Below are 23629 nucleotides of genomic sequence, written 5' to 3'. Positions count from 1 at the left end.
GAACTACTTTCCAGAGTTGCCTCGTCGCGGCGGTACAGGGGCCTGAGAGATTCCCGGGGAGGGTTTGCTCCTACGGCGCCCACTGCCCGGTTGGTGGCAGAAGGTCTCTCCCGCCGCGGATCGCTGGCATTTCAATTGTTCGTGACCATTCTCACACAGTGCGCAGGCTAGGCCAAAACTATCCATTGAGTGCGGGTGCGGTATGTATGGAACGCTGATGCCTGGAGTGTGTTGGTTTCAGGTGGATACAAGCAATGCGACGCACGGTTTGCGCCGAACTTTATGCAATAGACACTGTGGTGCTCATTCGTTAGGAGCGGTGTGTTGTGACGCTGAGATCTTACTTATTTGCTAACTCGCTCTGATTTGGAATTCCTGATAGTCGGCTCCTCCGAAGCAACCCGCTCGTTGGACTCCGCCACCTCATCTCAATGAATCACTGATTCCTCGTTGAGCAATTTTGTCGGTGAGTGAGGATACGATCCTGATATGAATGAATCAAGTCAATTTTTCTTAGAAAAAATTCCTTGGAGTGAGATTCTCCGACTCTTAGATCGAAAGTGGATTAGACGTTTTTTGAGTCCTCTTGGGATGTATGCGGCATATATTATAGTTATAATAACTTTGCTCGTTGTGCATGCTGTCGGTGCTCTAAGATTTTTAATGATCGTTCCGTTGCTTGTCATGGTCCTAAGTTTTCTCGCTGGATGTGGGCTCATCGCGATGAGCCCAGCTCCGAGGCCTTGGTCTGAAAGAAATCTGCTCCTGTCACGCGCCTCAGCTCTCTTGAAGTTCTTCAAAGGTGCAGTGATGCTGTGCGTTGGTTTCTTTGTTTCGCAAATGATTCTAGAAAAATATAATTCAATATTGCGCTCAGGAGACAATTTTTCCGAATTATTTTCGTACATCTGGTTCCAGATTCTTTCCCCATCTATTGTTTTTGGGTCGTTGTTTGTCAGTCTTTGGCTTTGGTCAAGTATCATCTACCGTTCCAAATGGAAGAAGGAGGAGTGGCGTGACGCGAATAGGAAGTTATTGCGAATCATTCGGCTTGACGGGTCGCTCTTGGCAGGAGATTGGCTGCGGGGGATGACGCATCCTATGTGGTCCTTTTTTGCTTTTTATATGACGCCAGTTTTTCCTTCGCTCCTCACGATTCCCGGGATGTTCTAGGCCGTCTACTTTCGTCGGCCGCCAAGCCAGGTAGATCTCGTCCAGGTTGGCAAATGCGCCCCGCAGGTTCGTGTTGAGCGTTATGTTCTGGAACGTTGCGGGCCGGTTGGCAGAGATGTCTTTGGTGTTCGTGCTGTTGTCGCCGCTTCTTCCGTGGCTGCCGTAACAGAGCATCTTTTCGGCGCTAGCCCTTGTGAAAGAGATACCGTATTGACAATACTGATTTAGTTCAATTTTCAAATAAATAAGGAGTGGCGTTAGCGTGGAAATCGACTCGACAGATTTGCCGATCGTGTGGGCGGTTGGGGTCCATCTTTTGTTCATCGTGCTGGCCGTGATTTTCACCCTCTTCCGCAAGTATTCGCTGGCTGGTGGCCTGGCCTGGCTGGTCACCGTCGGTTCACTGCTGCTGGGGCTGTTCTGGTTCTTGATCCTGGGCGGTGGTCGGAAAAACACGCACGCCAATGAATCAGTTCAGATGGCGCTCGATCCGGCTGGGGGGCTCTACATCACCCTGTATATCGTGATCACGCTGATCATAGGCGCGCTGATTGCCTGGTTCTGTAAGCGCCGTCGAGCAGTGCGGGTCTAATTTCGAGCTGACACATCTCCGATATCCCTCACCCACCGAATGCCGGTGTTCACCGGGCTAAGCCGTCCCTCCCCACGGAATCCCGGGATTCCGTGGGGAGGGGTAAGAGTTAGCCGAGGAACGAGCTGAGCCGGGGTCGGATTCGCCTCCGGCTGGCTCCGCGATACTCTTATCCGCAGGAAGAAATCTTCACGCAGATGGGGAGCGCAGCATGGAAATTTGGCCGGGAGCAGCGTACCCCTTAGGGGCGAGTTTTGATGGCAATGGTACTAACTTTGCCATTTTCAGTGAAGTGGCGGAGGCAGTACAGCTTTGTCTGATTGAGGACGGCGCTGAGGGACCGATCGAAACGAGGATCCCGCTCACCGAGGTCGACGGTTATGTCTGGCACTGCTATTTACCGCAGGTGCAGCCCGGCCAAAAATACGGTTACCGAGTTGAAGGGCCCTACGATCCGGCGCGGGGACTACGCTGCAATCCAAACAAGCTGCTGCTCGATCCTTATGCCAAGGCTGTGGCGGGCCAACTCGACTGGGACAATGCGCTGTTCTCCTACGATCACGCCGATCCCACTAAGCGCAATGATGATGATTCACTCCCTCATATGATGCTCGGCGTCGTGGTCAACCCCTTTTTCGACTGGGACGGTGACCGAGCACCCCGCACCCCTTACCACCGCTCCTTCATCTACGAGGCCCACGTCAAAGGCCTCACTCAGCTGCATCCCGAGGTGCCCGAGGAGCAAAAAGGCAGCTACGCCGGCGTCGCCCACCCGGCGGTGATCGCTCACTTGAAGAAGCTCGGGGTGACCGCGATTGAGCTGATGCCGGTGCATCAATTCGTGCAGGATAGTGTGCTGCTGGACAAGGGGCTCAGCAACTACTGGGGGTACAACACGATTGGTTTTTTCGCCCCGCATAACAGCTACAGCTCCACCGGCGACCAAGGCCAGCAAGTTCAGGACTTCAAGGCGATGGTGCGTGCCCTACATCGCGCCGGTATTGAGGTGATCCTCGACGTCGTCTACAACCACACCGCTGAGGGGAACCAACTAGGCCCCACGCTGAGCTTCCGAGGTATTGATAACGCCGCCTATTACCGCTTAGTGGACGACGATCAGCAGTACTACATGGACTACACCGGCACCGGGAATTCACTCAATGTGCGCAATCCGCATTCCTTGCAGTTGCTGATGGATTCGTTGCGCTACTGGGTGACCGAAATGCACGTCGATGGCTTCCGCTTCGATCTGGCGTCCACCCTGGCCCGCGAGTTTTACGACGTCGATAAGCTCTCCACCTTTTTCGAGCTCATCCAGCAGGACCCGGTAGTCTCACAGGTCAAGCTGATCGCCGAGCCTTGGGACGTTGGCCCTGGCGGCTACCAGGTGGGGAACTTTCCGCCGCAATGGACCGAATGGAATGGCAAGTATCGAGACACGGTGCGCGATTTCTGGCGGGGTGAACCCTCGACGCTTGGCGAGTTCGCCTCACGGCTCAGCGGCTCCTCTGACCTCTACGAGCACTCAGGCCGTCGCCCGGTCGCCTCAATTAACTTCGTCACCGCCCATGATGGTTTCACCCTGCTGGACCTGGTTTCCTACAACGAGAAGCACAACGAGGCCAACGGTGAGAACAACAACGACGGGGAGTCTCACAACCGCTCCTGGAATTGCGGAGTCGAGGGGCCAAGCCAAGATGAGCAGGTGCTTGCACTGCGTGCCCAGCAGCAACGCAATTTCATCGCCACCATGCTGCTCTCGCAGGGTGTGCCGATGCTGCTGCACGGTGATGAACTAGGCCGCAGCCAGCAAGGTAACAACAATGCCTACTGTCAGGACTCTGAACTGACCTGGCTGCACTGGAACGAGGCCGACCAGCCACTGATCGAGTTCACCGCGGCGCTCAGCAAGCTGCGTCGCGAGCACCCGACTTTCCGGCGCTCGCGGTTCTTCGACGGCCGGCCTGCGCGCCGTGGCATCGGAGAGCGGCTGCCGGACTTGGTCTGGCTGGACACCGATGGCAGTTCTATGACTGAAGAGGACTGGGGGAACGGCTTCGGCCGCAGTATCGGTGTCTTCCTGAACGGGGATGCCATTTCGGGGGTTGACGAGCGCGGACGCGGCATTTCGGATGCGCATTTCCTGCTTTACTTCAACGCGCAGCAGGATCAGGTCGAATTCACTTTGCCACCCGCAGAATACGCCGAGCGCTGGGATCTGCTGATCGATACCGCCGCCCAACAACTGGCGAGTGATGTGCTGACGGCGGGCTCGCGATTCAACGCCCAGCCGAGGTCCTTGCTGGTGCTCCGTGCCCACGATAAATTCGCGAGCGATCCAGATCATTCGGTTGCGGCCTCGCTAGCTTCGCAGGGATAGCTGCTAGGTATCGATTACTTCCGCGGTCATTCAGGGTCTGAAGTGCAATAACACTGCTAGGATAGCTAAGTAAATCTGGCCAGCTTTTTGACCTCCTGGAATCGCTCAGAGTGTCCTCAGAACCCCCTATTAAAGCAAAACCCACCCGACGTGACGTGGCGGAATTAGCGGGCGTTAGCACCGCCGTGGTGAGCTATGTTGTCAATAACGGTCCCAAGCGGGTCGCGCCGGAGACCGCTGATAAAGTGCGGCGCGCTATCGACACTCTGGGGTACCGGCCGAACGCGGTGGCCCGATCACTAAAAATCGGCAGCATTCAAACTCTCGGCCTGGTAGTGCCGGACCTTAGCAACCCCTATTTTGCCGCGGTAACCCGGGCGGTGGAACGGGCGGCTTTGGCCAAGGGCTTTGCCCTGCTGACCACGAGTTCGGACCTTGACGTTGATATTGAGACGGCTCATTTGCGGGTATTGGAAGCCCGTGGCGTAGATGGCGTACTGGTATCAAGTTGCGTCCAAGGTGCTTCATTATTGCAACAGGCTTTGCCCGGTCTGCCGATGGTGTTTTTAGACCGTTCTAGTGCGCCGGGAATAGCAACCGTTGGCGTCGACTCCTTTCAAGGGGCCTATCAGGCGGTGACGCACTTAATCGAACATGGCCATCGGAGAGTCGGACTGATCGTCGGAGAGGACGAGTTTGTCACCGGAGACGGAGACCGAATTTCCGGCTGGAAATCAGCATTGAGCGCGGCAGGCCTGCCCGAAGGGCCGGTCGAGTTTGGTGACTTTAGCCTGACTGGAGGTTATCTGGCGGGTCGTCGGATGTTGGCTCGCGCGGATTCGCCGGAAGCGGTCTTCATTACCTCAGATCAGCAGGCGATGGGTTTCTTAAGAGCCGCTGGGGAAGCCGATAAGCACGTTCCTCGCGATATTGCCTTAGTGGCCTTCGACGGCATTCCGGAGTCTGCCTTCAGCTTTCCATCGCTGACCACGATGGCGCAGCCGGTCAACGCGATGGCCGAGGCCGCCGTTGAGCTATTGATTTCCGGTGCCGGGCAGGGCGGTGAACGAACGAAGCTGAGCTTTAACGCGGAGCTGACCATCCGGGAATCCTGTGGTTGCCCGAGGCGGATGAGCCTCTCAGACGACGAAAGTCTTTCGACGCCAAGCGGCCTCTCCAGCTGATTCCTCGCTGGCATCTGGTGCCCGGCAACCGTGACATGATGGAGCCATGAGCTACCGCGCCGCCGAATCCCGATACGCCGAATTGCCCTACCGCCGCCTTGGTCGTAGCGGACTGAAATTGCCAGCTGTTTCGCTGGGCCTCTGGCATAACTTCGGTGATGACAAACCTTTTGAAAATCAGCGGGCGGTGCTGCGTCGAGCCTTCGATCTCGGCGTCACGCACTTTGATTTGGCGAATAACTACGGCCCGCCTGCGGGCAGCGCCGAGAGTAACTTTGGGCGCCACCTGCGCGAGGACTTCCGGCCGTATCGCGATGAGCTTATTATTTCAAGCAAAGCCGGTCACCTGATGTGGGACGGACCCTATGGGGAGTGGGGTTCGCGTAAGTACCTGCTGGCAAGTCTGGACCAGTCGCTGCGGCGAATGGGACTTGACTACGTCGATATCTTCTACAGCCACCGTCCGGACCCGGAGACCCCGCTAGAAGAGACTATGTCGGCGCTGGATCAGGCGGTGCGTTCTGGTAAGGCGCTCTATGTTGGTGTCTCTAACTACAGCGCCTCGCAAACCTTGGAAGCTGCCAAGATCCTGCGCGAGTTGGGTACTCCGATGGTGATCAACCAGCCCAATTACAACATCTTCGACCGTTGGATCGAACGCCCCGATAACAGCGGTTCTTCGCTGCTTGAGGTGCTTTCCGAACAGGGCATCGGTTCAATCGCTTACTCCCCGCTCGCTCAAGGTGTGCTCACCGATCGCTACCTCAAGGGTGTGCCGGCGGATTCCCGGGCCGCTACCGGACATTTCCTCAAAGAGAGCTCACTGACCGAGGAAAAGATGGCAGCGGTGCGGGCGCTGAACGAAATTGCCGCCGCGCGTGGCCAGTCATTGGCGGAAATGTCGGTGGCCTGGGTATTGCGTGAGCAAGCAGCTGGCTCGGTGACCTCGGCGCTGGTGGGTGCCTCGAGCGTTTCGCAACTCGAAGCCAACCTGGCCGGTGCGGCCAAGCTTGAGTTCGAGGACGCCGAGATCGCCGCCATTGATGACGCCAGCGCCGGCGTCTAAGTACTCATTTCACCGTTCCTAAGGAGAGCTGTGCCTACTCATCCAGGCAGTCCCATTCGTGTTGCCATTGTCGGCGTCGGCAATTGCGCTTCCTCGCTAGTGCAAGGCGTTCATTATTACCGGCAGGCCGACCCGGCGGACACCGTGCCAGGCCTGATGCATGTGCGCTTCGGCGAGTATCACGTCAGCGATGTGCACTTTGTCGCAGCTTTCGATGTGGACGCGAAAAAGGTTGGCTTGGATCTTTCCGAGGCCATCCTGGCGAGCGAGAACAACACCATTAAGCTCACCGAGGTGCCACACAGCGGAGTGCAGGTGCAACGCGGGCCAACCTTAGATGGGCTGGGCAAGTACTACCGGGAAACCATCGAAGAATCCACCCAGAACCCGGTCGATGTCGCGGCTGCGTTGCGTGCCGCAGAGGTCGACGTGGTGGTTTGTTATCTGCCGGTGGGTTCCGAAGCAGCCGCTAAGCACTATGCCCAAGCCGCTATTGACGCGGGTTGTGCTTTCGTCAATGCGCTTCCAGTTTTTATTGCTGGCACCAAGGAGTGGGCCGATAAGTTCACCGAAGCCGGGCTGCCCATCGTCGGCGACGATATCAAGAGCCAGCTAGGAGCCACCATTACCCACCGGGTGATGGCAAAGCTCTTCGAAGATCGTGGTGTCATCCTGGATCGCACCTATCAGCTCAATGTCGGCGGCAATATGGACTTCAAGAACATGCTGGAACGTGACCGGCTGGAATCTAAGAAGATCTCCAAAACTCAGGCGGTAACGTCCAACACCTCAGCCGCGCTCAGCGAGCGGGACGTGCACATTGGGCCCTCTGACTATGTCGCCTGGCTGGATGATCGGAAGTGGGCCTTCGTCCGTCTCGAAGGACGTAATTTCGGTGATGCTCCGGTATCGCTGGAATACAAATTGGAGGTGTGGGATTCGCCCAACTCGGCAGGGGTGATCATCGACGCCGTCCGCGCGGCCAAGATCGGCCTGGATCGTGGCCTCGGCGGGCCGCTTCTGGCGCCCAGCGCCTACTTCATGAAGTCGCCACCCGAACAGCAAGCTGACGACCTGGCCCGGCAAGCGGTCGAAGACTTCATTAACGGTTAGGCACAGCTGGGCCCGGCATCGGATGGTGCCGGGCCCAGCTGCGTCTAAAACGGAGCTTAGCTCAGGCCTACCGCGCGGCCTTGGGCGTCGACGTTCATCGCCAGCGCCGCGGGTATCTTCGGTAAGCCGGGCATTGTCATCACCGCTCCGGTGAGTGCCACCACGAAGCCCGCGCCAGTCTTAGGCACCAGATCCCGGACGTGCAGGGTGAAACCGGAGGGCGCGCCCAGCAGCGTCGCGTCGTCGGAGAAGGAGTACTGGGTCTTAGCAATGCAGACCGGCAAAGAGTTCCAGCCGTTGGCCTCGATTTCAGCGAGCCGTTTCAATGCCGCTGGCGCGAACTCCACCTGGCTGGCCCGGTAGATCTGCCCGGCGATCAGTTCGATCTTTTCTTTCACCGGTAAGTCCAGCGGATAAAGGTGGTCAAACTGGTTCGGCGTTGCCAATGCTTTAAGTACTTTGGCTGCCAGTTCATCGCCGCCGTCGCCGCCACCGCCGCGTCCCCAAACGTCGGCGACTGCGACCGCCACTTGCTGCGACTCACACCAGGAGACCAGCCAATCGAGCTCCTCAGCGGAGTCTGCTGAGAAGCGGTTAATCGAGATCACCGGGTCTAAGCCGAACTGCCGGACATTGGCGATATGCCGTTCCAAATTGGCGACGCCCTTTTGCAGCGCGGCCAGATTCGGAGTGCTTAGCTCGGACTTGGCCAGCCCGCCATGCATTTTCAGGGCCCGCACGGTGGCCACTAAAACTACCGCGTCCGGGGCGATATCGGCGGCGCGGGAGGTGATGTCGAGGTACTTTTCGGCGCCGAGATCGGCACCGAAACCGGCTTCGGTGACCACCACATCGGCAAGCCTGCGGGCTAGTGAGGTGGCAATCACCGAGTTACAGCCGTGCGCTATATTCGCAAAAGGGCCGCCGTGTACCAGCGCTGGGGTGCCTGCTATGGTTTGCACCAAATTGGGTTTCAGCGCTTCCTTGAGTAGTAGCGTGAGCGCACCTTCAACGCCGAGTTCCGCCACCGTCAGCGGCTTTCGCTGGTAGTCGTAGCCGAAGGTGATCCGGCCAATCCGTTCCTTGAGTTCTTCAAGGTTTTTGGAGAGGCAGAAAACCGCCATGATCTCGGAAGCAACGGTGATGTCGAAACCGTCCTGGCGGGGCACGCCCTGGGTTGGCCCGCCCAGCCCAATCACCACTTCGCGCAGTGCCCGGTCATTCATGTCCAGCACTCGCTTGAAGGTGATCCGTCGAGGGTCGATGTTGAGCGCGTTACCTTGATAAATGTGGTTGTCGATCAGCGCGCAGAGGGCGTTATTAGCCGTGGTGATGGCGTGAAAATCGCCGGTGAAGTGCAGGTTGATCTCTTCCATTGGCAATACCTGAGAATAGCCGCCGCCGGTGGCCCCGCCCTTCATGCCGAGAGTGGGGCCTAGTGAGGGCTCTCGCAAGGCGATCATGGCGCGTCGCCCCGAGCCGTCCTGGCTGAATGCCCTGCTGAGCGAATCGGCAAGACCCACTGTCAAGGTGCTTTTACCTTCGCCTGCCGGAGTAGGCGAAACCGCTGAAACCAGGACGACCTGGCCACGTCGTCCGGTATCGGGAATTTGCTCGACATTGAGCTTCGCCTTGAACTTTCCGTACGGCTCGAAGGCCGCCGCCGGTACACCGGCTGCTTCAGCAATATCGGCGATGGGTTGTAGCGTTGCCTGCTGAGCGATTTCTAAGTCAGAGAGTACTTGAACGGTTGACGTCATTGTCTACAGATCCTCCAGGTGTTCGCGAGGTCGTCGCGGAACGAATCGATGAGCTGATGGCGGCACATGGTGTGGCCCGATTGCCAACTTACCCCAGGTTCTGAGGTTTATCCTCAGTTGCTCCGGGTAAAGAGCGATAAATCTCAATCGTCCGTTCGGCGGTGTGCTGCCAGGAATGCCGGCCAGCATGCTGCACCCCGGCTCGGCCCATCGCGGCTCGTCCCGCGGCACCCAGCAGATGTATCTTTTCCAAGGCCGCAGCCCAGTCGGATTCGCTCAACCCATTCACCAAATAGCCGGTCTCGCCATCGATTACCGCTTGACTCAGACCGCCGACGTTGGTGGCCAAGACCGGGGTGCCGCAAGCCTGCGCTTCCAGCGCCACCAGACCAAATGACTCTGAGGACGAGGGCATCGCCACCACATCGGCAGCGGCGAACTGCTGGGCCAGGCTTGACGGCGGGAGTGGCTCGAGGAAGCGAACCTGTTCGCCCACGCCGAGTTCCTTGGCTAGGGCCGGCAAATCGTAGTGCTGCTTGCCGCTCTGGGAGCCAATAACTGTCAGCTGGAAGCGCAACTCAGGACGAGTGCTGCGAAGCTGGGCAAGAGCTCCCAGCAGCAAGTGTGGTCCCTTCAGACGCTGCAATCGCCCGGCGAAAACAATCTGCAGGGCGGAGTCCTCGGCGGCGTTGATTTTACTGACTGGCGGACGGAAGGTCTCTAGATCGACGCCCGGCGGCACCACCGCTATTTGATCCTGACAACCACCGTAGAGCTGAGCGAGTTGCGCTGCCTCGGCCGCGGTATTCGCGATCAGGCGATCCGCGGCTGCGACAATACGTTCTTCGCCGAGCGCGCGTCGGGTTGGCTCAGCCGATTGGCCGGCGGCCCGGTGCTGGTTTTTCACCTTGGCCATAGTGTGCATTGAATGCACTAGCGGTAACTGCCATTGCTGAGCCAGCGTCAGCCCGACCAGTCCGGAAAGCCAGTAATGCGAATGTATTAGCTCGGTCTGCCGGCCGCTCAAGGATTCGGCCGTGCTCAGCAGACCACTGATGGTCGGTAATAATCGCGGGAGTTCTTCCTTGCTGAGAGCTTGCCCAGGGTGATTTGTCAGTCCCAAATGTCGGACGCTGACCCGCGGGGCGAGTTCGGTATCCTGGCCGCTAGCCGCCGTCACAATCTCAACGCTATGCCCCAAAGCGGCAAGGTGAAGGGAGAGCTGGCGAACATAGACATTCATCCCGCCAGCGTCACCTGAGCCGGGCTGTGCGAGCGGAGAGGTATGCAGGCACAGCATCATGATGTGCATAGCTTCTCCTCTGCAGCGGCCCGGTTAATGCCTCGTCGGGAAGAACGCCACGAAGCTCTACCGAACTATTATTCCCGGGCTGGCCGGGTGGTGGAAATTGCCGAAATCTCCGCTCACTGATTGCCTCAGATGACAAACCGCTGGCAGATACGAGCGTCACTGCGAGTTTGGGACTAGTTTAGGAATAGTTTTCTGCGAGTTCGGCCAGAGCGGCCGGTTTGATCGAACACTGGGGAGGATCTGAATGGCGCGTCGTGAGGCCGGCATTGGTTATGCCCTGCTCGCCCCCAGCCTGTTTGGCATCCTTGCCTTCCTGTTGCTGCCCATTTTGGTGGTGATCTGGCTCTCCATGCAGCGCTGGGATTTACTGAACCCGGCGGTCTTCGTGGGGCTGGATAATTTTCGAGATGTTTTCAGTGACCCGACCTTCGGGCATTCCTTGCTGGTGACGGTGTTTTTCGTTGTGCTGGTCATTCCCTTACAAACCGTCTTAGGACTTTTTGCCGCCTCACTGCTCAGTCGTGGTTTACCGGGCTCCGCCTTTTTCCGGGTGATCTATGTGATCCCCTGGATTTGCGCGCCGCTTGCCCTTGGTGTGGTGTGGAAATGGATTTTTGCACCGACCGATGGCGCGCTGAACGCCGTCCTAGGACAGGACATCCAGTGGCTGAGCGATCCGGTACTGGCGTTGCCCGCAGTGGCCGCGGTGAGCATCTGGTCGCAGGTTGGTTACGTCACGCTGTTCTTCATGGCGGGGTTGGCTGCCATTCCGCAGGAGATGATTGATGCCGCGAAGGTTGACGGGGCCAATGCTACGCAGATCTTCTTCTCGGTTAAACTGCCGTTGCTGCGACCGACGATGTTCTTCGTGCTGGTGACCGGAATCATCTCAAGTTTCCAAGCCTTCGACAGCATTTACGCCCTGACACCGAGGGGCGGGCCGCAGGGCAGTACCGATGTGATCGCCACTAGAATCTATGCCACCGCTTTCCAGAGCTTTGATCTGGGCCACGCTGCGGTGATGGCTTTGGTGCTGTTTGTCATCTTGATCGTGGTGACCTTGGGGCAGCAACTGTATTTCAGGAGGCGAATCACCTATGACCTCTCCTAAACTCGACGCTCCTGCTCAGACCCCGGTGCCCCGTCGTCCTAGTAGGTCACTCCCGCGAAAAATCTTGCGTGGCAGCTGGATCTACCTGCTTTTGCTGCTCGGCTTCATAGTCACAGTGGCGCCCTTCCTGCTTTCGCTGATGACGGCTTTCAAGACGCCCAATCAATTCGCTGGTGAACCAGCGCTGACACCACCGAACCCTTGGTCGCTGGAGAACTTCGCTTCACTTTTTAGCGGGGACCGAAACTTTATTGCCCCGGTGGTGGTGACCGCGCAGATCGTTATCGTCATCGTTATTGGCCAGCTGCTCTTCTCGGTGCTTGCTGCCTATGCTTTCGCCAGGGTGGAGTTCCGCTTCCGCGATGCGCTGTTCTGGGTCTATTTGGCGACCCTGATGGTGCCCCAAGTGGTCACCGTCATCCCGCTCTACACGATGTTCTCCCAGTTGGGCTTGCGAAATACGTTCTGGGGCCTGGTGCTGCCCTTCGTCTTCGGCTCTCCTTATGCGATTTTCTTGCTCCGCGAGTACTTCAGGGCGATTCCGGAAGACCTGATCAGCGCGGCCCGCTTGGATGGTGCTGGCACTATTCGGATTCTCTTTTCCATCGTGATCCCGCTGAGCAAACCTATTCTGGCCACGCTGACCATCATCACGGTCGTGAGCCACTGGAACAATTTCCTCTGGCCTTTGATTATCACCAGCGGGAAGACCTGGCAGACCGTCACGGTGGCCACCGCCGGATTGCAAACTCAGTACAACGGCAACTGGACCTTGGTGATGGCAGCGACCACCATTGCGATGGCGCCGCTGCTGATCCTGTTCGCGATTTTCCAAAAGAGCATTATTTCCTCAATAGCAATCACCGGATTCAAATAGGAGTTAGTCAATGAAGGGCTCGAAACTAATTACCCGGGCGTCGGTGCTGCGCGGCGTCACGCTCGCTGCGATCGCTGGCCTAACGCTGGGGACGGCGGCATGCTCCCCGGCTGCGGACAATAACTCCAATTCCTCGGGGGATAAGGTCACGGTGACCGTCCGGCTGTGGGATGAACAGGTGCAGAAGGCTTACGAAGCGTCCTTCAAGGAGTTTGAATCGAAGAATCCGAACATCACCGTCAAAACGGTTTTGGAGCCCTACGCGACCTATTTCGATAAGCTTCGCACCGACGTTTCGGCAGGCAATGCGGACGATATTTTCTGGGTGTCCTCCTCTTACTTCCAGCCCTACGCCGACAACGGCTCCTTGTTACCGATCGGCTCGGATTTCGACTCGGAGAAGTCAGGGTGGGTGCAGGCTGCGATCGACCAATACACCCGTAAGGATCAGCTCTGGGGCGTTCCCCAGCTCACCGACGGTGGCATCGGGCTCTATTACAACAAAAACCTGGTCAGCAAGGCCGGGGTCTCGCTGGAAAATCTGCAATGGAACCCGAGCGACCCGTCGAAGGACACCTTCCTCAAAGCGGTGCAGAAGCTGACGCTGGATTCGGCTGGTCGGAGCGCCGACGATCCAGCCTTCGACGCCAAGAAAATCGTGCAGTACGGCTACAACGCGAGCCAGGATCTGCAAGCGATCTACTACAACTTCATCGGGCAGAACGGCGGCGCTTTCCAGGACGGCGAAAACTTTGTCTTCGATTCAGCACAGAGCGCCCAGGCCTTCCAATACATCGTCGATTTGATCAACAAGTACCACGTCTCGCCCGGGGCAGCGAATAGCAACGACAACGGCGACTTTATGCGAGACCAGTTCATCCAGGGCAAAATTGCGCTCTTCCAATCAGGTACTTACAACCTGAAGAATGTCTCCGACGGGGCTAAATTTCCTTGGGCTATTGCCGCGATGCCCAGCGGCCCGGCAGGAGCTGTTTCGGTGGTGAACAACATCATCGCTGCCGGGAATGCGAAAACCAGTCATAAGGACGCCACCACCAAGGTGCTGCAATGGCTGGGGTCCGCAGATGGTGCGAAGTTCACCGGTGCCGAAGGGGCGGCTGTCCCCGCTGTAAAGGACGCACAGCAGGCCTATGACAGCTTCTGGAAGGCGAAGAACATCGATGTCAGCCAGTTTGCTAAGGCTGCACAGGGCAAGACAATCAGCGCGCCGACCGGCGTCAATTACGGGGCCGCTTTCAACGCCTGGAAACCGATCTTCAACGAGATCTTCCTGGGCCGCACCCCGGTCGAATCAGGCCTGAAGCAAGCGCAGGAAGCGGCCAATAAGGCAATGAAAGGGTAGCGAGACTCTTCCTTGGCGGGGTGGGTTGCGGGGCTGGTGATGGTGCCCGACGACGTTGACCGAGGGCCTGGACAGGCTTAGCGCCAGAGCTTTCCGAGGGCTGGGAAGGCGGCTTCGTAGTCGCGTAGCAGGGTAGCGGCGAGTTGCTCGTCGCCAACTAGCGGATGCAAGGCAAAAGCCAGTTCGGCTTGGCTGCGGTCTCCCTCAACCACCGCCCGAACCACGGCGGTTTCGACCGCTTTGAGTTGCGCCATCAGGCCCAACTGATGAAGATTTGGCTGGCTGTGCACCGGCAACGGTCGCGCCCCGGTGGCGTCGATACTGCTAGGCACTTCGATCACCGCATCGTTGGGGAGTGCAGTGATGGTACCGGCGTTGGACAGATTGAGAATCAGTTCGGTACGTTTTCCGGTCAGCAGTGCTGCCATTGCGGAAAGAGCCACCTCTTCGTAGCCGCCGCCGAGCAGATCTGCTTCATCGCGCTGTCCGGTCGCTGCCGAGTTGGAGTTGGCTGTCGATCCGATGCCAGTCGCGGCCTCGGATCCGGCTTCGAGGCCTGCCACGGGCCCGGCGTCAGTCGACCCGACCCGGGATTCGGCGAGATAACCCTCTTCGCGTGCCCTGCGGGCGGCTTCCCAGCGGTCAAAAGCTTCCGGCCCAGTCAGCTCGGGGTAGAGCTGTTGCTGGGCGGCCGCGATGGATTCGCCCCGGGTTTGTGCTGAGGCTTGAATCGCTCGGATGGCCTCAGTGCGGCGGTAATAGTAGAACAAATATTCGTTGGGCAGCGAGCCGAGCGAACGCAAGAATTCAGCTCCGAAGAGCCGGCCTTCCTCGAAGCTAGCGAGCCGCTCCGGCGCGGCAAGCAGCGCCGGCAAATGATCGACGTGGTCGTGCTTCAGGCCACGTAGCCAACCCAAGTGATTCAGACCGAGGTAATCCACCCCGCTCAGATTCCCGGACTGGAGCGGGAATCCGGAGGCCAGGGCAGACCGGCGGATCAGTCCGATTGGCGAATCACAGATCCCAATCACCCGGTGACCGAGGACCGGGCTGAGCGCTTGGGTGACCATGCCCGCGGGGTTGGTGAAGTTAATCAGCCAGGCCTGGGGAGCCAAATCGCGGAGACTGCGAGCCAGGCTCAGCATGTAGGGAATTGAACGCAGGGCATAGCTGATCCCGCCCGCACCGGTGGTTTCTTGGCCGAGCAGTCCGTGTTTCAGCGCCACTCGCTCGTCCAGCACCCGGCCTTCGGTGCCGCCGACTCTGGTGGCGGCAAAGACCACGTCGACGTCTGGCAGGGCTGCGGCTAAGGAGTCAGCCAGGGTGATCGGCGGGCCGGGGAAAGGCATCGCATCGAGTACAGCTCTTATCGCGGTGAGCCGTGAGGCATCGGTGTCATAGAGCACCACGGAATCAATTAGACCGGCCTGCGGCCCAATGCTGAGCGCCCGATACACCAGCGGAACCCGGAAGCCGCCGCCACCCACAATCAGCAATCGCATATCCTCATTCTCTCCTAATAGCGCCACTGGGAAAGTGGGTACAAAAATGAGTGTGCAGATAAACAGCTTTTGAGTGGGTTTTAAGATGTAGATCTGCACACTCGGCGGCCTGAGGTGGGGCAATGACGGGCCACGAGGACGGTTGAAGAGGGAGGTAAACTTCCTTGATGGAGCAGCATGGTAATCGGAAAAGATTCGATCCGCTCGCGGGCAAACGCGGTGCGGACTCCCCATCGGTAGATTTGATTCTCACCGGTTCGGTGTATTTTGACATTATCTTCACCGGACTCGCGGATCTGCCGCAAAAAGGTACCGAAGTTTTCAGCGAGGGGATGGGCTCCTGCCCGGGTGGGGTGGCCAACCAGGCAATCGCCGCCAGTCGACTCGGCCTGAACACCAGTTTGACGGCGGCCTTCGGCGACGACGGCTACGGCGATGCCAACTGGACCATTCTGAGCGATCAGGAGCACGTTGATCTGAGCCATTCACGCCGCTTTGACGGCTGGCATTCCCCGGTCACTGTCTCGCTCTCGGTGCATAAGGATCGTTCAATGGTTAGCCACTGCCACCCCTCACCGCTGACCGCAACCGAACTTTTCGGCGCAAAACCGCCGAAAGCCTTAGCCGCAGTGGTGCCGGTCGAAGCCGAGTTGGAGCCCTGGGCGCTCACCGCACAAAAACAGGGAACCAAACTCTTCGGCGACGTCGGCTGGGACCCGAGCGGGCTCTGGCCTGAGGAAACTCTGAAGAGTCTCGAACATTTCTACGCCTTTATGCCCAACGCCGCGGAAGCGATGGCGTTCACCCGGACCGACGATCCGTGGGGCGCGCTTTACTCGCTGGCCGACCGGGTGCCGGTGGCCGTGGTGACAGTGGGTGAGCAGGGCGCGATGGCGGTCGACTCCGAAACGGGAGAGGAAGAGTGGGTTCCCGCGCTCCCCGTCAACGCTTGGGACCCCACCGGGGCTGGTGACTGCTTTGGTGCCGCCTTTGTGATGGCGACCGTAGCGGGGTGGCGATTGGCTGACCGGCTGAGCTTTGCCAACCTTTGTGCTTCGCTGTCGGTGCAGCAAGTGGGCGGCTCCTTAGCAGCGCCTGGCTGGGGTGATATCGCTGACTGGTGGCACAAGATGAATGGCGTGCGAGAAGGCGTGCACAAACAATGGCTGCGGCGTTACGCCTATCTTGAGGAACTGGTTCGGGACGTGCCCGATGAGGCCGTTCGAAGGGCCACCGCGACAATCGCACACCACTCCGACGCCTAGCTGCAGCAAGGTCAGCGTCGCACCGTGAAATAGAATCGAATCATGACTTCCGAACGCCAAGCTCAGGTTGACCTCGAAGCCATTCGGCACAATGTGCGGCGAATTTCGGAGATCGTCTCTCCCGCCCAGCTGATGGCTGTGGTGAAGGCCGATGGCTATGGTCACGGTATGGTCCCGGTTGCCAAGGCTGCCGTAGAGGCGGGTGCCAGCTGGATTGGGGTGGCCCGGGTCTCCGAGGCGCTGACCTTGCGTAGCGCGGGAGTAGAAGTGCCTTTGCTGGCCTGGCTGCACACGCCGCATACTGACTTTGCCGCCGCAGTAGAAGCCGGTATTGACCTTGGCGTCTCCGGCTGGGAGCTCGATCACATTGTCGCCGCTGCCCGAGAATGTCAGCGACCCGCTCGGGTGCATTTGAAAATCGACACCGGCCTGGGGCGCAATGGCAGCCCGGTGGAATTATGGGACTCACTCGTCGGTGAAGCCCTGGAATATCAAGACGAAGGATTGCTTAGAGTGGTCGGGCTGTTTTCACACCTAGCGGTGGCAGACGAGCCGCAACGGGATGAAACCGATCTGCAACTGGAACGATTCCGGGAGGCAGTGGCGCTCGCCGAGGATGCCGGGGTCGACGCCGAAGTTCGGCACCTGGCGAACACACCGGCAATTTTCTCCCGTCCAGACACTCACTTTGATTTGGTGCGCGCCGGGGTGGGGATTTATGGTCTCTCGCCGTTCCAGGGGCAGACTTCCGAAGAACTAGGGTTGCGACCGGCGATGACCCTGAAGACTTTTGTGGCGCACTGCAAGCGGGTGCCTGCCGGTCAAGGCGTCTCCTATGGCTTGAACTATCGGACCCCGCAGCCGAGCACTTTGGCCTTGATTCCGCTCGGTTATGGCGATGGGGTGCCCCGAGTCGCCACCGGAGGTCCAGTGCGGATTGCCGATCAGGTGTATTCGGTGGTGGGTCGGATCGCGATGGACCAGATGGTGGTGGACTTGGGCGCTCAATTGCCAACCGGAGAGACCCTCTTGGGTGAGGAAGCGGTGCTTTTCGGGGCAGCCGAGAACGGGGATCCCTCGGTTGACCTATGGGCGGCAGCGGCCGGCACCATTAACTATGAAGTGGTGACTCGAATCGCGCCGAGCGTGCAGCGAGTGTACTTGAACGAGACGCCGCCCGAGCAGTCTTCTCAGCAGGGCGCCGAATGAGAGTTTCGCTTGCCGACCTCGCCGCCACCAATGACTTTGCCGCGCGGCTGGCAGGGCTGCTGAGAGCCGGGGATCTTCTGATTCTGTCCGGCGAGCTGGGAGCCGGGAAAACTACCTTCACCCAGGCTTTAGGTGCCGCGCTCGGGGTGCGGCCCGGCATCATCTCGCCAACCTTTGTGCTGGTCAGGATCCACCCGTCTCTGGTCGGCGGGCCCGATCTGGTGCACGTGGACGCTTATCGGTTGGGTTCAGCCGCGGAGATCGACGATATTGACCTGGAGAACACTCTTGACTCGTCGATCACCGTGGTTGAGTGGGGCGAGGAACGGGTGGAGCACCTCAGCGATTCCTACCTACTGATCCGGTTGGAACGGCCCAGTGAAGCTCCCGGAGCTGAAGGGGAGGACGAGGACTCTGAACCTCGGGTCCTTGAACTGACGGCGGTGGGCCCGCGCTGGGCAAGGACTGAGCTAGATAGTCTTGGCAGCGGCTCGGAGTAGCCGTTACTTTGACGGCACGCGGCGAGAGCTTAGCTCTGGGGCAGCACAACTAGCCGTTCCGGGGAATCCCACTCCTGAGAAATTGAGGACAGCGGTATTTGTTTGACGTCGATATTGATGACGCCGTTGGTCGCCAATTCCAGTAGCTTGGGTAACTCCCTGAGCAGTGCGGCGGGGTCAATGCTGCCGGCTCCACTGCCCGAGATCTGTATGTTCGAACTGCGCAACAATGCCGCATCTAAGGAGATGTTTCGGCCTGCCAAGGCGCCAATCTGACAGTACCGCACCAGGCCAGCTTGCCGAGGGAGGCTGCTGCGTCTCAAGGATTCTAAGACTGTTTCGGCGACCGGGCCCCAGACATAGTCCAACACCAGATTGATGCCGTCGCCAGCGGCATCCCGCAGTGCGGCGATGGTTTGATCTCGATCCTGGCTAAGATCAACCACCACGTCGGCGCCCAACTCGGGTAATTGCTCCAGTACTGCCGCATTCCGACCAGCGGCGATCACCCGACCGGCGCCGCGGGCCTTTGCTAATTGCACCGCCAATCGGCCTGAAGTGCCGGTGGCACCAACTACCAATATCGTTTCACCTGGTTCAAGACCGCCAGCGCCCGAGATTGGCATCCACGAAGACATTGCCGGGTTCAGAATGCCGGCTGCGGTGGCTGAGTCTAGGGCCTCAGGAACCGGGATCGAGAAGCCCTGCGGAACAATGGTGTACTCGGCCAAAGTGCCGTAAGGATCGGGAGCGCCACCAACATAGGCTCGGCTTCCATCGGCGAGCCTCGCAACGCCGTCAACGCCGGGAATTATGGGCAACTCGTCGCCGGAACCATAATGATTCCCGCTGGCCAAGGAGCGGACAATTTGATGAACGCCGGCTGCGAGCATGGTGACTAGCTGATAGCCCTCCCGTTCGCCCGGATCGTCGAAGTCGGCGTAGCGGGGTGGCTGACCATATTCGGTGACTACTGCTGCTTTCATTATTCAACCTCCAATTGAACATTGTTCAAACTTGTTCTGATAGTCTTATTGAACAATGTTCAAATGTCAACATTAAGTCGTGGGGTAGATGGCCAAACCTAGTTTGAGTAGCGAACGCATTGTCGCCGAAGCCTTTGCGATTCTCGCGGAGTCCGGGCTGGACGGGATTACCGCGCGGGCGTTGGCGCAGCGACTCCAGGTCCAGGCCGGGGCGCTCTATTACCACGTACCCGACATGGGTTCGTTGGCCGATCTGATGGCAACCGAAATTATGCGTGAATTGCTGACGCAGCCAATTGCTGTAGTCGTCGATGAAGGCGCTAGCCAGGTCGCGGCGGGAGATGCGGAGTCTTCTGGTGGCGAAGGTACTGCCCCAGGAGGTCTCGGTTGGCGGCAGCTACTGTGGGCGATGGCTCAGCAGACCCGTAGCCGACTGCTCGCCTTCCGCGATGGCGCCAAGCTGGTGTCCGGCACCCGGCTCACCGACGATTCCTTGTTGGCAGGGCAGGAAGAACCTTTGCGAATACTGAAGGCTGCCGGCTTTAGCTTGCAGCATGCGATCTGGTCAATGCAGACCGTCTATAACTTCGTGATCGGATTCGTCATCGAGGAGCAGCACCGAGATGACTACGCCGAGGCATATAGTGTGCAACGTAGAGGTGAGCGGATCAGCACAGAAAGCACGCCGCTTACTGGCGAGGCCAACGAGTATTTTCTCGGTGAACGGCAGCAGCAGTTCGATTTTGCCATTAACTGCCTGCTGATCGGCTTCGCCAGCAAAATCAACTAGGCTTAGACGGTGCTTTTGCTTGCCATCGACACCTCGGCGATTGCCAGCGCCGCGCTGATCCAAGACGGCGTGCTGCTGGACAGTTTTGCGACCGAAGATACCCGCAGCCATGCCGAAGTGCTCGCCTCGGGGATTGAGAAGCTGCTCTCCGCTCTTCCTCCTGGCGGTAAGCCCGAAGCGATTGCGGTCGGAGTTGGGCCTGGCCCCTTCACTGGCTTGCGTTCCGGCATTGCCACTGCGCGCACGCTGGCTTATGTCTGGCAGATTCCGTTACACGGGGTGATCAGTCTGGACGCCCTGGCTTGGGATGTGCTGCTCAGCTTTGAGCGAGCTGAGCGCGCCGTCTCGCCGTTTATCATCGCCACCGATGCGCGCCGCAAGGAAGTTTACTGGGCCCGTTACGCCGCTGACGGCGAACTGCTGGAGGGCCCCCAGGTGGGTCCGGTGACGGAGCTGCCCGCCGAGCTGCCGGTCTTTGGCTATGGGGCGGGTCTTTATGCCGAGATGCTCGGCGAGCGAGCGGTGCCAGAATTCCAAGAGGCTCAGCCGACAGCCGCTGCCCTGGGCTTGTTCGCCGCGGCGGCACTTGCCAAAGGAGAAGCTTTGCTCGAGAGCACACCGTTATACCTGCGCGAGTCCGATGCGCAGGTACCCGGGCCGCGAAAGCGAGCACTATGAACCAGCTTTCAGCCACTATCCGTCGAATGACGGCGGAAGATATCGATGCGGTCAGCGCGCTGGAGGATGAGCTTTTCCCGGAGGACGCCTGGCCCCGTCAAGCCTTCGTTGACGAACTCGCTCAGCCCAGCCGCTACTACTTAGTGGTCGAACTGGACGAGGAGTTAATTGGCTACGCGGGGCTAATGTGCGTGCCGCCCACTGCTGATGTACAGACCATCGGGGTGCGTTCTGACCGTGAAGGCCAGGGGATCGGCAGCGAATTGTTAACCGCTTTGATCGATGAGGCTAAACGAGGCGGCGCGATTGACCTGCTACTGGAGGTCCGCCAGGACAACCCACGTGCACAGCAGCTGTACCGACGTTTCGGCTTCCAGCACATCCACACTCGGCCGCGCTATTACCGGGGCGGCGTTGATGCGCTGGTTATGCAGCTTTCGCTGCTCTCTCAGGAGGACGCGCAGTGAACGAACCACTCATTTTGGGCATTGAGTCCTCCTGCGATGAAACCGGTGTTGGCATTGTGCGTGGCACTACTTTGCTGGCGAATACAGTGTCCTCGTCAATGCAGGAGCACGTGCGGTTTGGCGGCGTGATCCCTGAAATTGCTTCTAGGGCGCATCTGGAAACCATTGTTCCGACCCTGAACGAAGCACTCGAAACCGCGGAGGTGAGCCTTGAGGAGATCGAGGCGATCGCGGTGACCGCCGGCCCTGGGCTAGCCGGGGCGTTGATGGTCGGGGTGTGTGCCGCGAAGGCGCTCTCAATTGCGACCGGCAAGCCGCTTTATGCGATCAACCATCTGGTGGCGCATGTCGGGGTGGCGTTGTTGGATTCCAGTCTGGGCATCTCAGCGGGGGAACAGCTCCCGGAACGCCTAGGGGCGTTGCTGGTCTCGGGTGGGCATACCGAGATATTGCGGGTGCGTAGCCTGACGGACAATGTCGAGCTGCTCGGTGCCACCATTGATGACGCGGCCGGCGAAGCTTTCGACAAAATCGCCAGGATTCTCGGGCTGAACTATCCGGGCGGTCCCGCGATTGATCGGCTGGCCAAAACAGGTGACCGTGCGGCAGTGAAATTCCCCCGAGCGCTTACCGCACCGAAGTACCTGGGAAGCGCCGAAGCGCCCGGCCCACACCGGTATGATTTCTCGTTTTCCGGTTTGAAGACAGCCGTTGTGCGCAAAGTAGAGCAGCTGGAGGCAGCGGGGGAACCGGTGCCGACCGCGGATATCGCTGCTTCCTTCCAGGAAGCGGTGCTCGACGTGATTACCGCAAAGGCCGTGTTGGCTTGCCAAGAGCAAGGGCTGGACACCCTGCTGCTGGGCGGCGGGGTGGCCGCTAATTCGCGGCTTCGGGAGCTGCTGGCCGAACGAACCGAGCGCGCCGGAATCAAGCTTCTAGTGCCAGCCATTTCGCTCTGTACGGACAACGGTGCCATGGTGGCTGCGTTGGGGTCCCAATTGGTAGCCGCCGGCGCTGCCCCCAGCGGGATTGATTTCGCGCCGGACTCTTCGCTGCCGGTCAGCACCATCCTGCTCGGACAGTAAAGCTGTGCCTGACTAGTCCTGATAACCGCTTCGCAGCAAGCTGACTAAATCATCCACCACGGGCCTCAACTCACCCTGATGCGCGGCCGCAACCTGCCGCTGACGCTGGTAGCCGGCGCCGCGTCGAATAATGCGTTCTACATCGGCCAGCTCGCTAGCGCAGTCCAATCGTTTGGCCACCGGTTCTAGTTTGTTCAGCAACTCGATTAGATCGTCGGTGACCAGCCGCTCATTCGACTGGGCATCAAGGATGATAATGGCGTCCAAGCCGTAGCGCGCGGCTCGCCATTTATTCTCCTGGACATGCCATGGCGGCATAGTCGGGATTGAGCCGCCGTTATCGAGGGTATCGGAGAAGGATTGCACTAAGCATTGGGTGAGTGCCGCAATGGCGCCGACCTCCTCCAGGGTGGCAAGTCCATCGCAGACCCGCATTTCGATGGTGCCAAGGGCCGGCACCGGGCGAATATCCCAGCGGATCTCCGAGAGCTGGTCGATCACCCCGGTGGTCATCATGTCTTCGACGTAGTGCTCATAGCCGCGCCAGTCATCGAACTGGAAGGGCAGCCCGGCGGTGGGCAGCTGCTGGAACAGCAATGCACGTTGGGAGGCATAGCCGGTATCCTCGCCGTTCCAGAATGGTGAGGAGGCGGAGAGCGCTTGAAAATGTGGAAAATAATTCACTAGGCCGTCAAGGACCGGCAGTGCCTTGAACTTGGAATCCAAACCAACATGCACGTGCACACCGTAAATCACCATTTGCGAGCCCCACCACTGGGTGCGATCGATCAGCTTGGCGTAACGTTCTTTGTCGGTCACCGGTTGGGAGCGGGATTGGCTGAAAGGATGGGTGCCGGAACACATTAACTCCACACCGAAGCGTTCACCAGCCTCGCGCACCGTGCTCAGTGAGCGATTGAGGTCCTCTTTGGCTTCGGCCACGCTGCCGCAGACTCCGGTGACCAACTCGAGCGTGTTCAACAGCAATTCGCGCTTAATGTGCGGGTGCTCTTCATCAGCCTGCAGTTCGGGATGCTCTTGATTGATCACCCCGAGTAGCGCATCGGCCTGAGGGGTCAGCTCGCCGCTCGCGGCATCGATCAGGGCGAGTTCCCATTCAACTCCTAATGTCGACTGGGCGGATTCGCCGAAGTGGATATCCATGGTTCGCCCCCTTCAGACGTGCGTTACTGAGTAGTACAGGAACGTCTAAGTC

The 23629-nt window shown here is 59.0% G+C and carries 22 protein-coding genes and 1 riboswitch; of the genes, 17 read left to right on the top strand and 5 right to left on the bottom strand.

Annotated features, from left to right (window positions below):
• Positions 1–20 precede the first annotated feature (20 nt).
• Positions 21–123: riboswitch (glycine riboswitch) on the bottom strand.
• Positions 124–489: 366 nt separating this feature from the next.
• From UM93_RS09365 to UM93_RS09340, 6 genes are all read left to right on the top strand, one after another.
• A complete protein-coding gene (locus UM93_RS09365; RefSeq protein ID WP_045075181.1) occupies positions 490–1173 on the top strand; it encodes a hypothetical protein in 684 nt (227 codons plus the stop codon).
• Between the two features lie 262 nt (positions 1174–1435).
• Positions 1436–1765, top strand: coding sequence for a hypothetical protein (locus UM93_RS09360; protein WP_045075179.1), 330 nt, complete (start codon positions 1436–1438; stop codon positions 1763–1765).
• Between the two features lie 211 nt (positions 1766–1976).
• Entirely contained in the window at positions 1977–4145 is a 2169-nt protein-coding gene (gene glgX / locus UM93_RS09355) for a glycogen debranching protein GlgX (protein ID WP_045075177.1), read from the top strand.
• A gap of 155 nt (positions 4146–4300) precedes the next feature.
• Positions 4301–5329 carry a LacI family DNA-binding transcriptional regulator gene (locus UM93_RS09350; protein ID WP_234399283.1) on the top strand — a complete coding sequence of 343 codons (1029 nt, stop codon included), beginning with the start codon at positions 4301–4303 and terminating at the stop codon, positions 5327–5329.
• A gap of 46 nt (positions 5330–5375) precedes the next feature.
• Positions 5376–6395, top strand: a complete 1020-nt coding sequence (locus UM93_RS09345; RefSeq protein WP_045075175.1) for an aldo/keto reductase — start codon at positions 5376–5378, stop codon at positions 6393–6395.
• A gap of 30 nt (positions 6396–6425) precedes the next feature.
• Complete coding sequence (locus UM93_RS09340; protein WP_045075173.1) at positions 6426–7508, top strand: inositol-3-phosphate synthase; 1083 nt, start codon at positions 6426–6428, stop codon at positions 7506–7508.
• Positions 7509–7564: 56 nt separating this feature from the next.
• On the opposite strand, the gene UM93_RS09335 is transcribed toward UM93_RS09340, so the two are convergent.
• Both UM93_RS09335 and UM93_RS09330 read right to left on the bottom strand, forming a co-directional pair.
• Positions 7565–9268: a formate--tetrahydrofolate ligase gene (locus UM93_RS09335; RefSeq protein ID WP_045075171.1), complete on the bottom strand. Its 1704-nt coding sequence runs from the start codon at positions 9266–9268 to the stop codon at positions 7565–7567.
• 88 nt (positions 9269–9356) lie between these two features.
• The gene (locus UM93_RS09330) at positions 9357–10580 is read right to left on the bottom strand and encodes a glycosyltransferase (protein ID WP_045075169.1); all 1224 of its coding nucleotides are present in this window, start codon (positions 10578–10580) and stop codon (positions 9357–9359) included.
• On the opposite strand from UM93_RS09330, the gene UM93_RS18030 reads away from it, so the two are divergent.
• From UM93_RS18030 to UM93_RS09315, 4 genes are all read left to right on the top strand, one after another.
• Positions 10575–10700 carry a hypothetical protein gene (locus UM93_RS18030; protein WP_267884317.1) on the top strand — a complete coding sequence of 42 codons (126 nt, stop codon included), beginning with the start codon at positions 10575–10577 and terminating at the stop codon, positions 10698–10700. The genes UM93_RS09330 and UM93_RS18030 overlap by 6 nt on opposite strands.
• Positions 10701–10824: 124 nt before the next feature.
• Positions 10825–11691, top strand: coding sequence for a carbohydrate ABC transporter permease (locus UM93_RS09325; RefSeq protein ID WP_045075168.1), 867 nt, complete (start codon positions 10825–10827; stop codon positions 11689–11691).
• Positions 11678–12568 (top strand): carbohydrate ABC transporter permease, encoded by an 891-nt coding sequence (locus tag UM93_RS09320; RefSeq protein WP_082057080.1) that lies wholly within the window; start codon positions 11678–11680, stop codon positions 12566–12568. The genes UM93_RS09325 and UM93_RS09320 overlap by 14 nt, the downstream gene beginning before the upstream one ends.
• 10 nt (positions 12569–12578) lie before the next feature.
• The gene (locus UM93_RS09315) at positions 12579–13931 is read left to right on the top strand and encodes an ABC transporter substrate-binding protein (RefSeq protein WP_052663716.1); all 1353 of its coding nucleotides are present in this window, start codon (positions 12579–12581) and stop codon (positions 13929–13931) included.
• Between the two features lie 77 nt (positions 13932–14008).
• Here UM93_RS09315 and UM93_RS09310 read toward each other — a convergent pair whose 3' ends face one another.
• A complete protein-coding gene (locus tag UM93_RS09310; RefSeq protein ID WP_045075167.1) occupies positions 14009–15433 on the bottom strand; it encodes a family 4 glycosyl hydrolase in 1425 nt (474 codons plus the stop codon).
• Between the two features lie 167 nt (positions 15434–15600).
• On the opposite strand from UM93_RS09310, the gene UM93_RS09305 reads away from it, so the two are divergent.
• The 3 genes from UM93_RS09305 to tsaE are packed head-to-tail and all read left to right on the top strand — an operon-like array spanning position 15601 to position 18407.
• Positions 15601–16698, top strand: a complete 1098-nt coding sequence (locus UM93_RS09305; protein WP_045075166.1) for a PfkB family carbohydrate kinase — start codon at positions 15601–15603, stop codon at positions 16696–16698.
• Between the two features lie 42 nt (positions 16699–16740).
• A complete protein-coding gene (gene alr, locus UM93_RS09300; RefSeq protein WP_045075165.1) occupies positions 16741–17907 on the top strand; it encodes an alanine racemase in 1167 nt (388 codons plus the stop codon).
• The gene (tsaE, locus tag UM93_RS09295) at positions 17904–18407 is read left to right on the top strand and encodes a tRNA (adenosine(37)-N6)-threonylcarbamoyltransferase complex ATPase subunit type 1 TsaE (protein ID WP_045075163.1); all 504 of its coding nucleotides are present in this window, start codon (positions 17904–17906) and stop codon (positions 18405–18407) included. Before alr ends, tsaE begins: the two co-directional genes overlap by 4 nt.
• Positions 18408–18436: 29 nt before the next feature.
• Here the strand turns inward: tsaE and UM93_RS09290 are convergent, their stop codons facing one another.
• The gene (locus UM93_RS09290) at positions 18437–19393 is read right to left on the bottom strand and encodes a quinone oxidoreductase family protein (RefSeq protein ID WP_045075162.1); all 957 of its coding nucleotides are present in this window, start codon (positions 19391–19393) and stop codon (positions 18437–18439) included.
• An 88-nt stretch (positions 19394–19481) separates the two neighbouring features.
• On the opposite strand from UM93_RS09290, the gene UM93_RS09285 reads away from it, so the two are divergent.
• The 4 genes from UM93_RS09285 to tsaD are packed head-to-tail and all read left to right on the top strand — an operon-like array spanning position 19482 to position 22413.
• Positions 19482–20183 (top strand): TetR/AcrR family transcriptional regulator C-terminal domain-containing protein, encoded by a 702-nt coding sequence (locus UM93_RS09285; RefSeq protein ID WP_052663715.1) that lies wholly within the window; start codon positions 19482–19484, stop codon positions 20181–20183.
• Between the two features lie 9 nt (positions 20184–20192).
• Complete coding sequence (gene tsaB / locus UM93_RS09280) at positions 20193–20861, top strand: tRNA (adenosine(37)-N6)-threonylcarbamoyltransferase complex dimerization subunit type 1 TsaB (protein WP_045075160.1); 669 nt, start codon at positions 20193–20195, stop codon at positions 20859–20861.
• A complete protein-coding gene (gene rimI, locus UM93_RS09275) occupies positions 20858–21328 on the top strand; it encodes a ribosomal protein S18-alanine N-acetyltransferase (protein ID WP_045075159.1) in 471 nt (156 codons plus the stop codon). The genes tsaB and rimI overlap by 4 nt, the downstream gene beginning before the upstream one ends.
• Positions 21325–22413, top strand: a complete 1089-nt coding sequence (gene tsaD, locus UM93_RS09270) for a tRNA (adenosine(37)-N6)-threonylcarbamoyltransferase complex transferase subunit TsaD (RefSeq protein ID WP_045075157.1) — start codon at positions 21325–21327, stop codon at positions 22411–22413. The genes rimI and tsaD overlap by 4 nt, the downstream gene beginning before the upstream one ends.
• A 12-nt stretch (positions 22414–22425) precedes the next feature.
• On the opposite strand, the gene UM93_RS09265 is transcribed toward tsaD, so the two are convergent.
• Positions 22426–23577: a glutamate--cysteine ligase gene (locus UM93_RS09265; protein ID WP_045075156.1), complete on the bottom strand. Its 1152-nt coding sequence runs from the start codon at positions 23575–23577 to the stop codon at positions 22426–22428.
• Between the last annotated feature and the right edge of the window lie 52 nt (positions 23578–23629).

It is taken from the genome of Psychromicrobium lacuslunae (assembly GCF_000950575.1).
In the GTDB taxonomy this organism is placed as follows: Bacteria; Actinomycetota; Actinomycetes; order Actinomycetales; family Micrococcaceae; genus Renibacterium; species Renibacterium lacuslunae.
Note: the sequence above shows the minus strand (reverse complement) of the source record. Positions and strands in the feature narration are given on the sequence as shown.

Coding starts and splice junctions, on each gene's coding strand:
- UM93_RS09365 (WP_045075181.1), top strand. CDS start 490: ATGAATGAATCAAGTCAATTTTTCTTAGAAAAAATTCCTTGGAGTGAG.
- glgX (WP_045075177.1), top strand. CDS start 1,977: ATGGAAATTTGGCCGGGAGCAGCGTACCCCTTAGGGGCGAGTTTTGAT.
- UM93_RS09345 (WP_045075175.1), top strand. CDS start 5,376: ATGAGCTACCGCGCCGCCGAATCCCGATACGCCGAATTGCCCTACCGC.
- UM93_RS09335 (WP_045075171.1), bottom strand. CDS start 9,268: ATGACGTCAACCGTTCAAGTACTCTCTGACTTAGAAATCGCTCAGCAG.
- UM93_RS09330 (WP_045075169.1), bottom strand. CDS start 10,580: ATGCACATCATGATGCTGTGCCTGCATACCTCTCCGCTCGCACAGCCC.
- UM93_RS09325 (WP_045075168.1), top strand. CDS start 10,825: ATGGCGCGTCGTGAGGCCGGCATTGGTTATGCCCTGCTCGCCCCCAGC.
- UM93_RS09320 (WP_082057080.1), top strand. CDS start 11,678: ATGACCTCTCCTAAACTCGACGCTCCTGCTCAGACCCCGGTGCCCCGT.
- UM93_RS09315 (WP_052663716.1), top strand. CDS start 12,579: ATGAAGGGCTCGAAACTAATTACCCGGGCGTCGGTGCTGCGCGGCGTC.
- UM93_RS09310 (WP_045075167.1), bottom strand. CDS start 15,433: ATGCGATTGCTGATTGTGGGTGGCGGCGGCTTCCGGGTTCCGCTGGTG.
- UM93_RS09305 (WP_045075166.1), top strand. CDS start 15,601: ATGGAGCAGCATGGTAATCGGAAAAGATTCGATCCGCTCGCGGGCAAA.
- alr (WP_045075165.1), top strand. CDS start 16,741: ATGACTTCCGAACGCCAAGCTCAGGTTGACCTCGAAGCCATTCGGCAC.
- tsaE (WP_045075163.1), top strand. CDS start 17,904: ATGAGAGTTTCGCTTGCCGACCTCGCCGCCACCAATGACTTTGCCGCG.
- UM93_RS09290 (WP_045075162.1), bottom strand. CDS start 19,393: ATGAAAGCAGCAGTAGTCACCGAATATGGTCAGCCACCCCGCTACGCC.
- UM93_RS09285 (WP_052663715.1), top strand. CDS start 19,482: ATGGCCAAACCTAGTTTGAGTAGCGAACGCATTGTCGCCGAAGCCTTT.
- rimI (WP_045075159.1), top strand. CDS start 20,858: ATGAACCAGCTTTCAGCCACTATCCGTCGAATGACGGCGGAAGATATC.
- UM93_RS09265 (WP_045075156.1), bottom strand. CDS start 23,577: ATGGATATCCACTTCGGCGAATCCGCCCAGTCGACATTAGGAGTTGAA.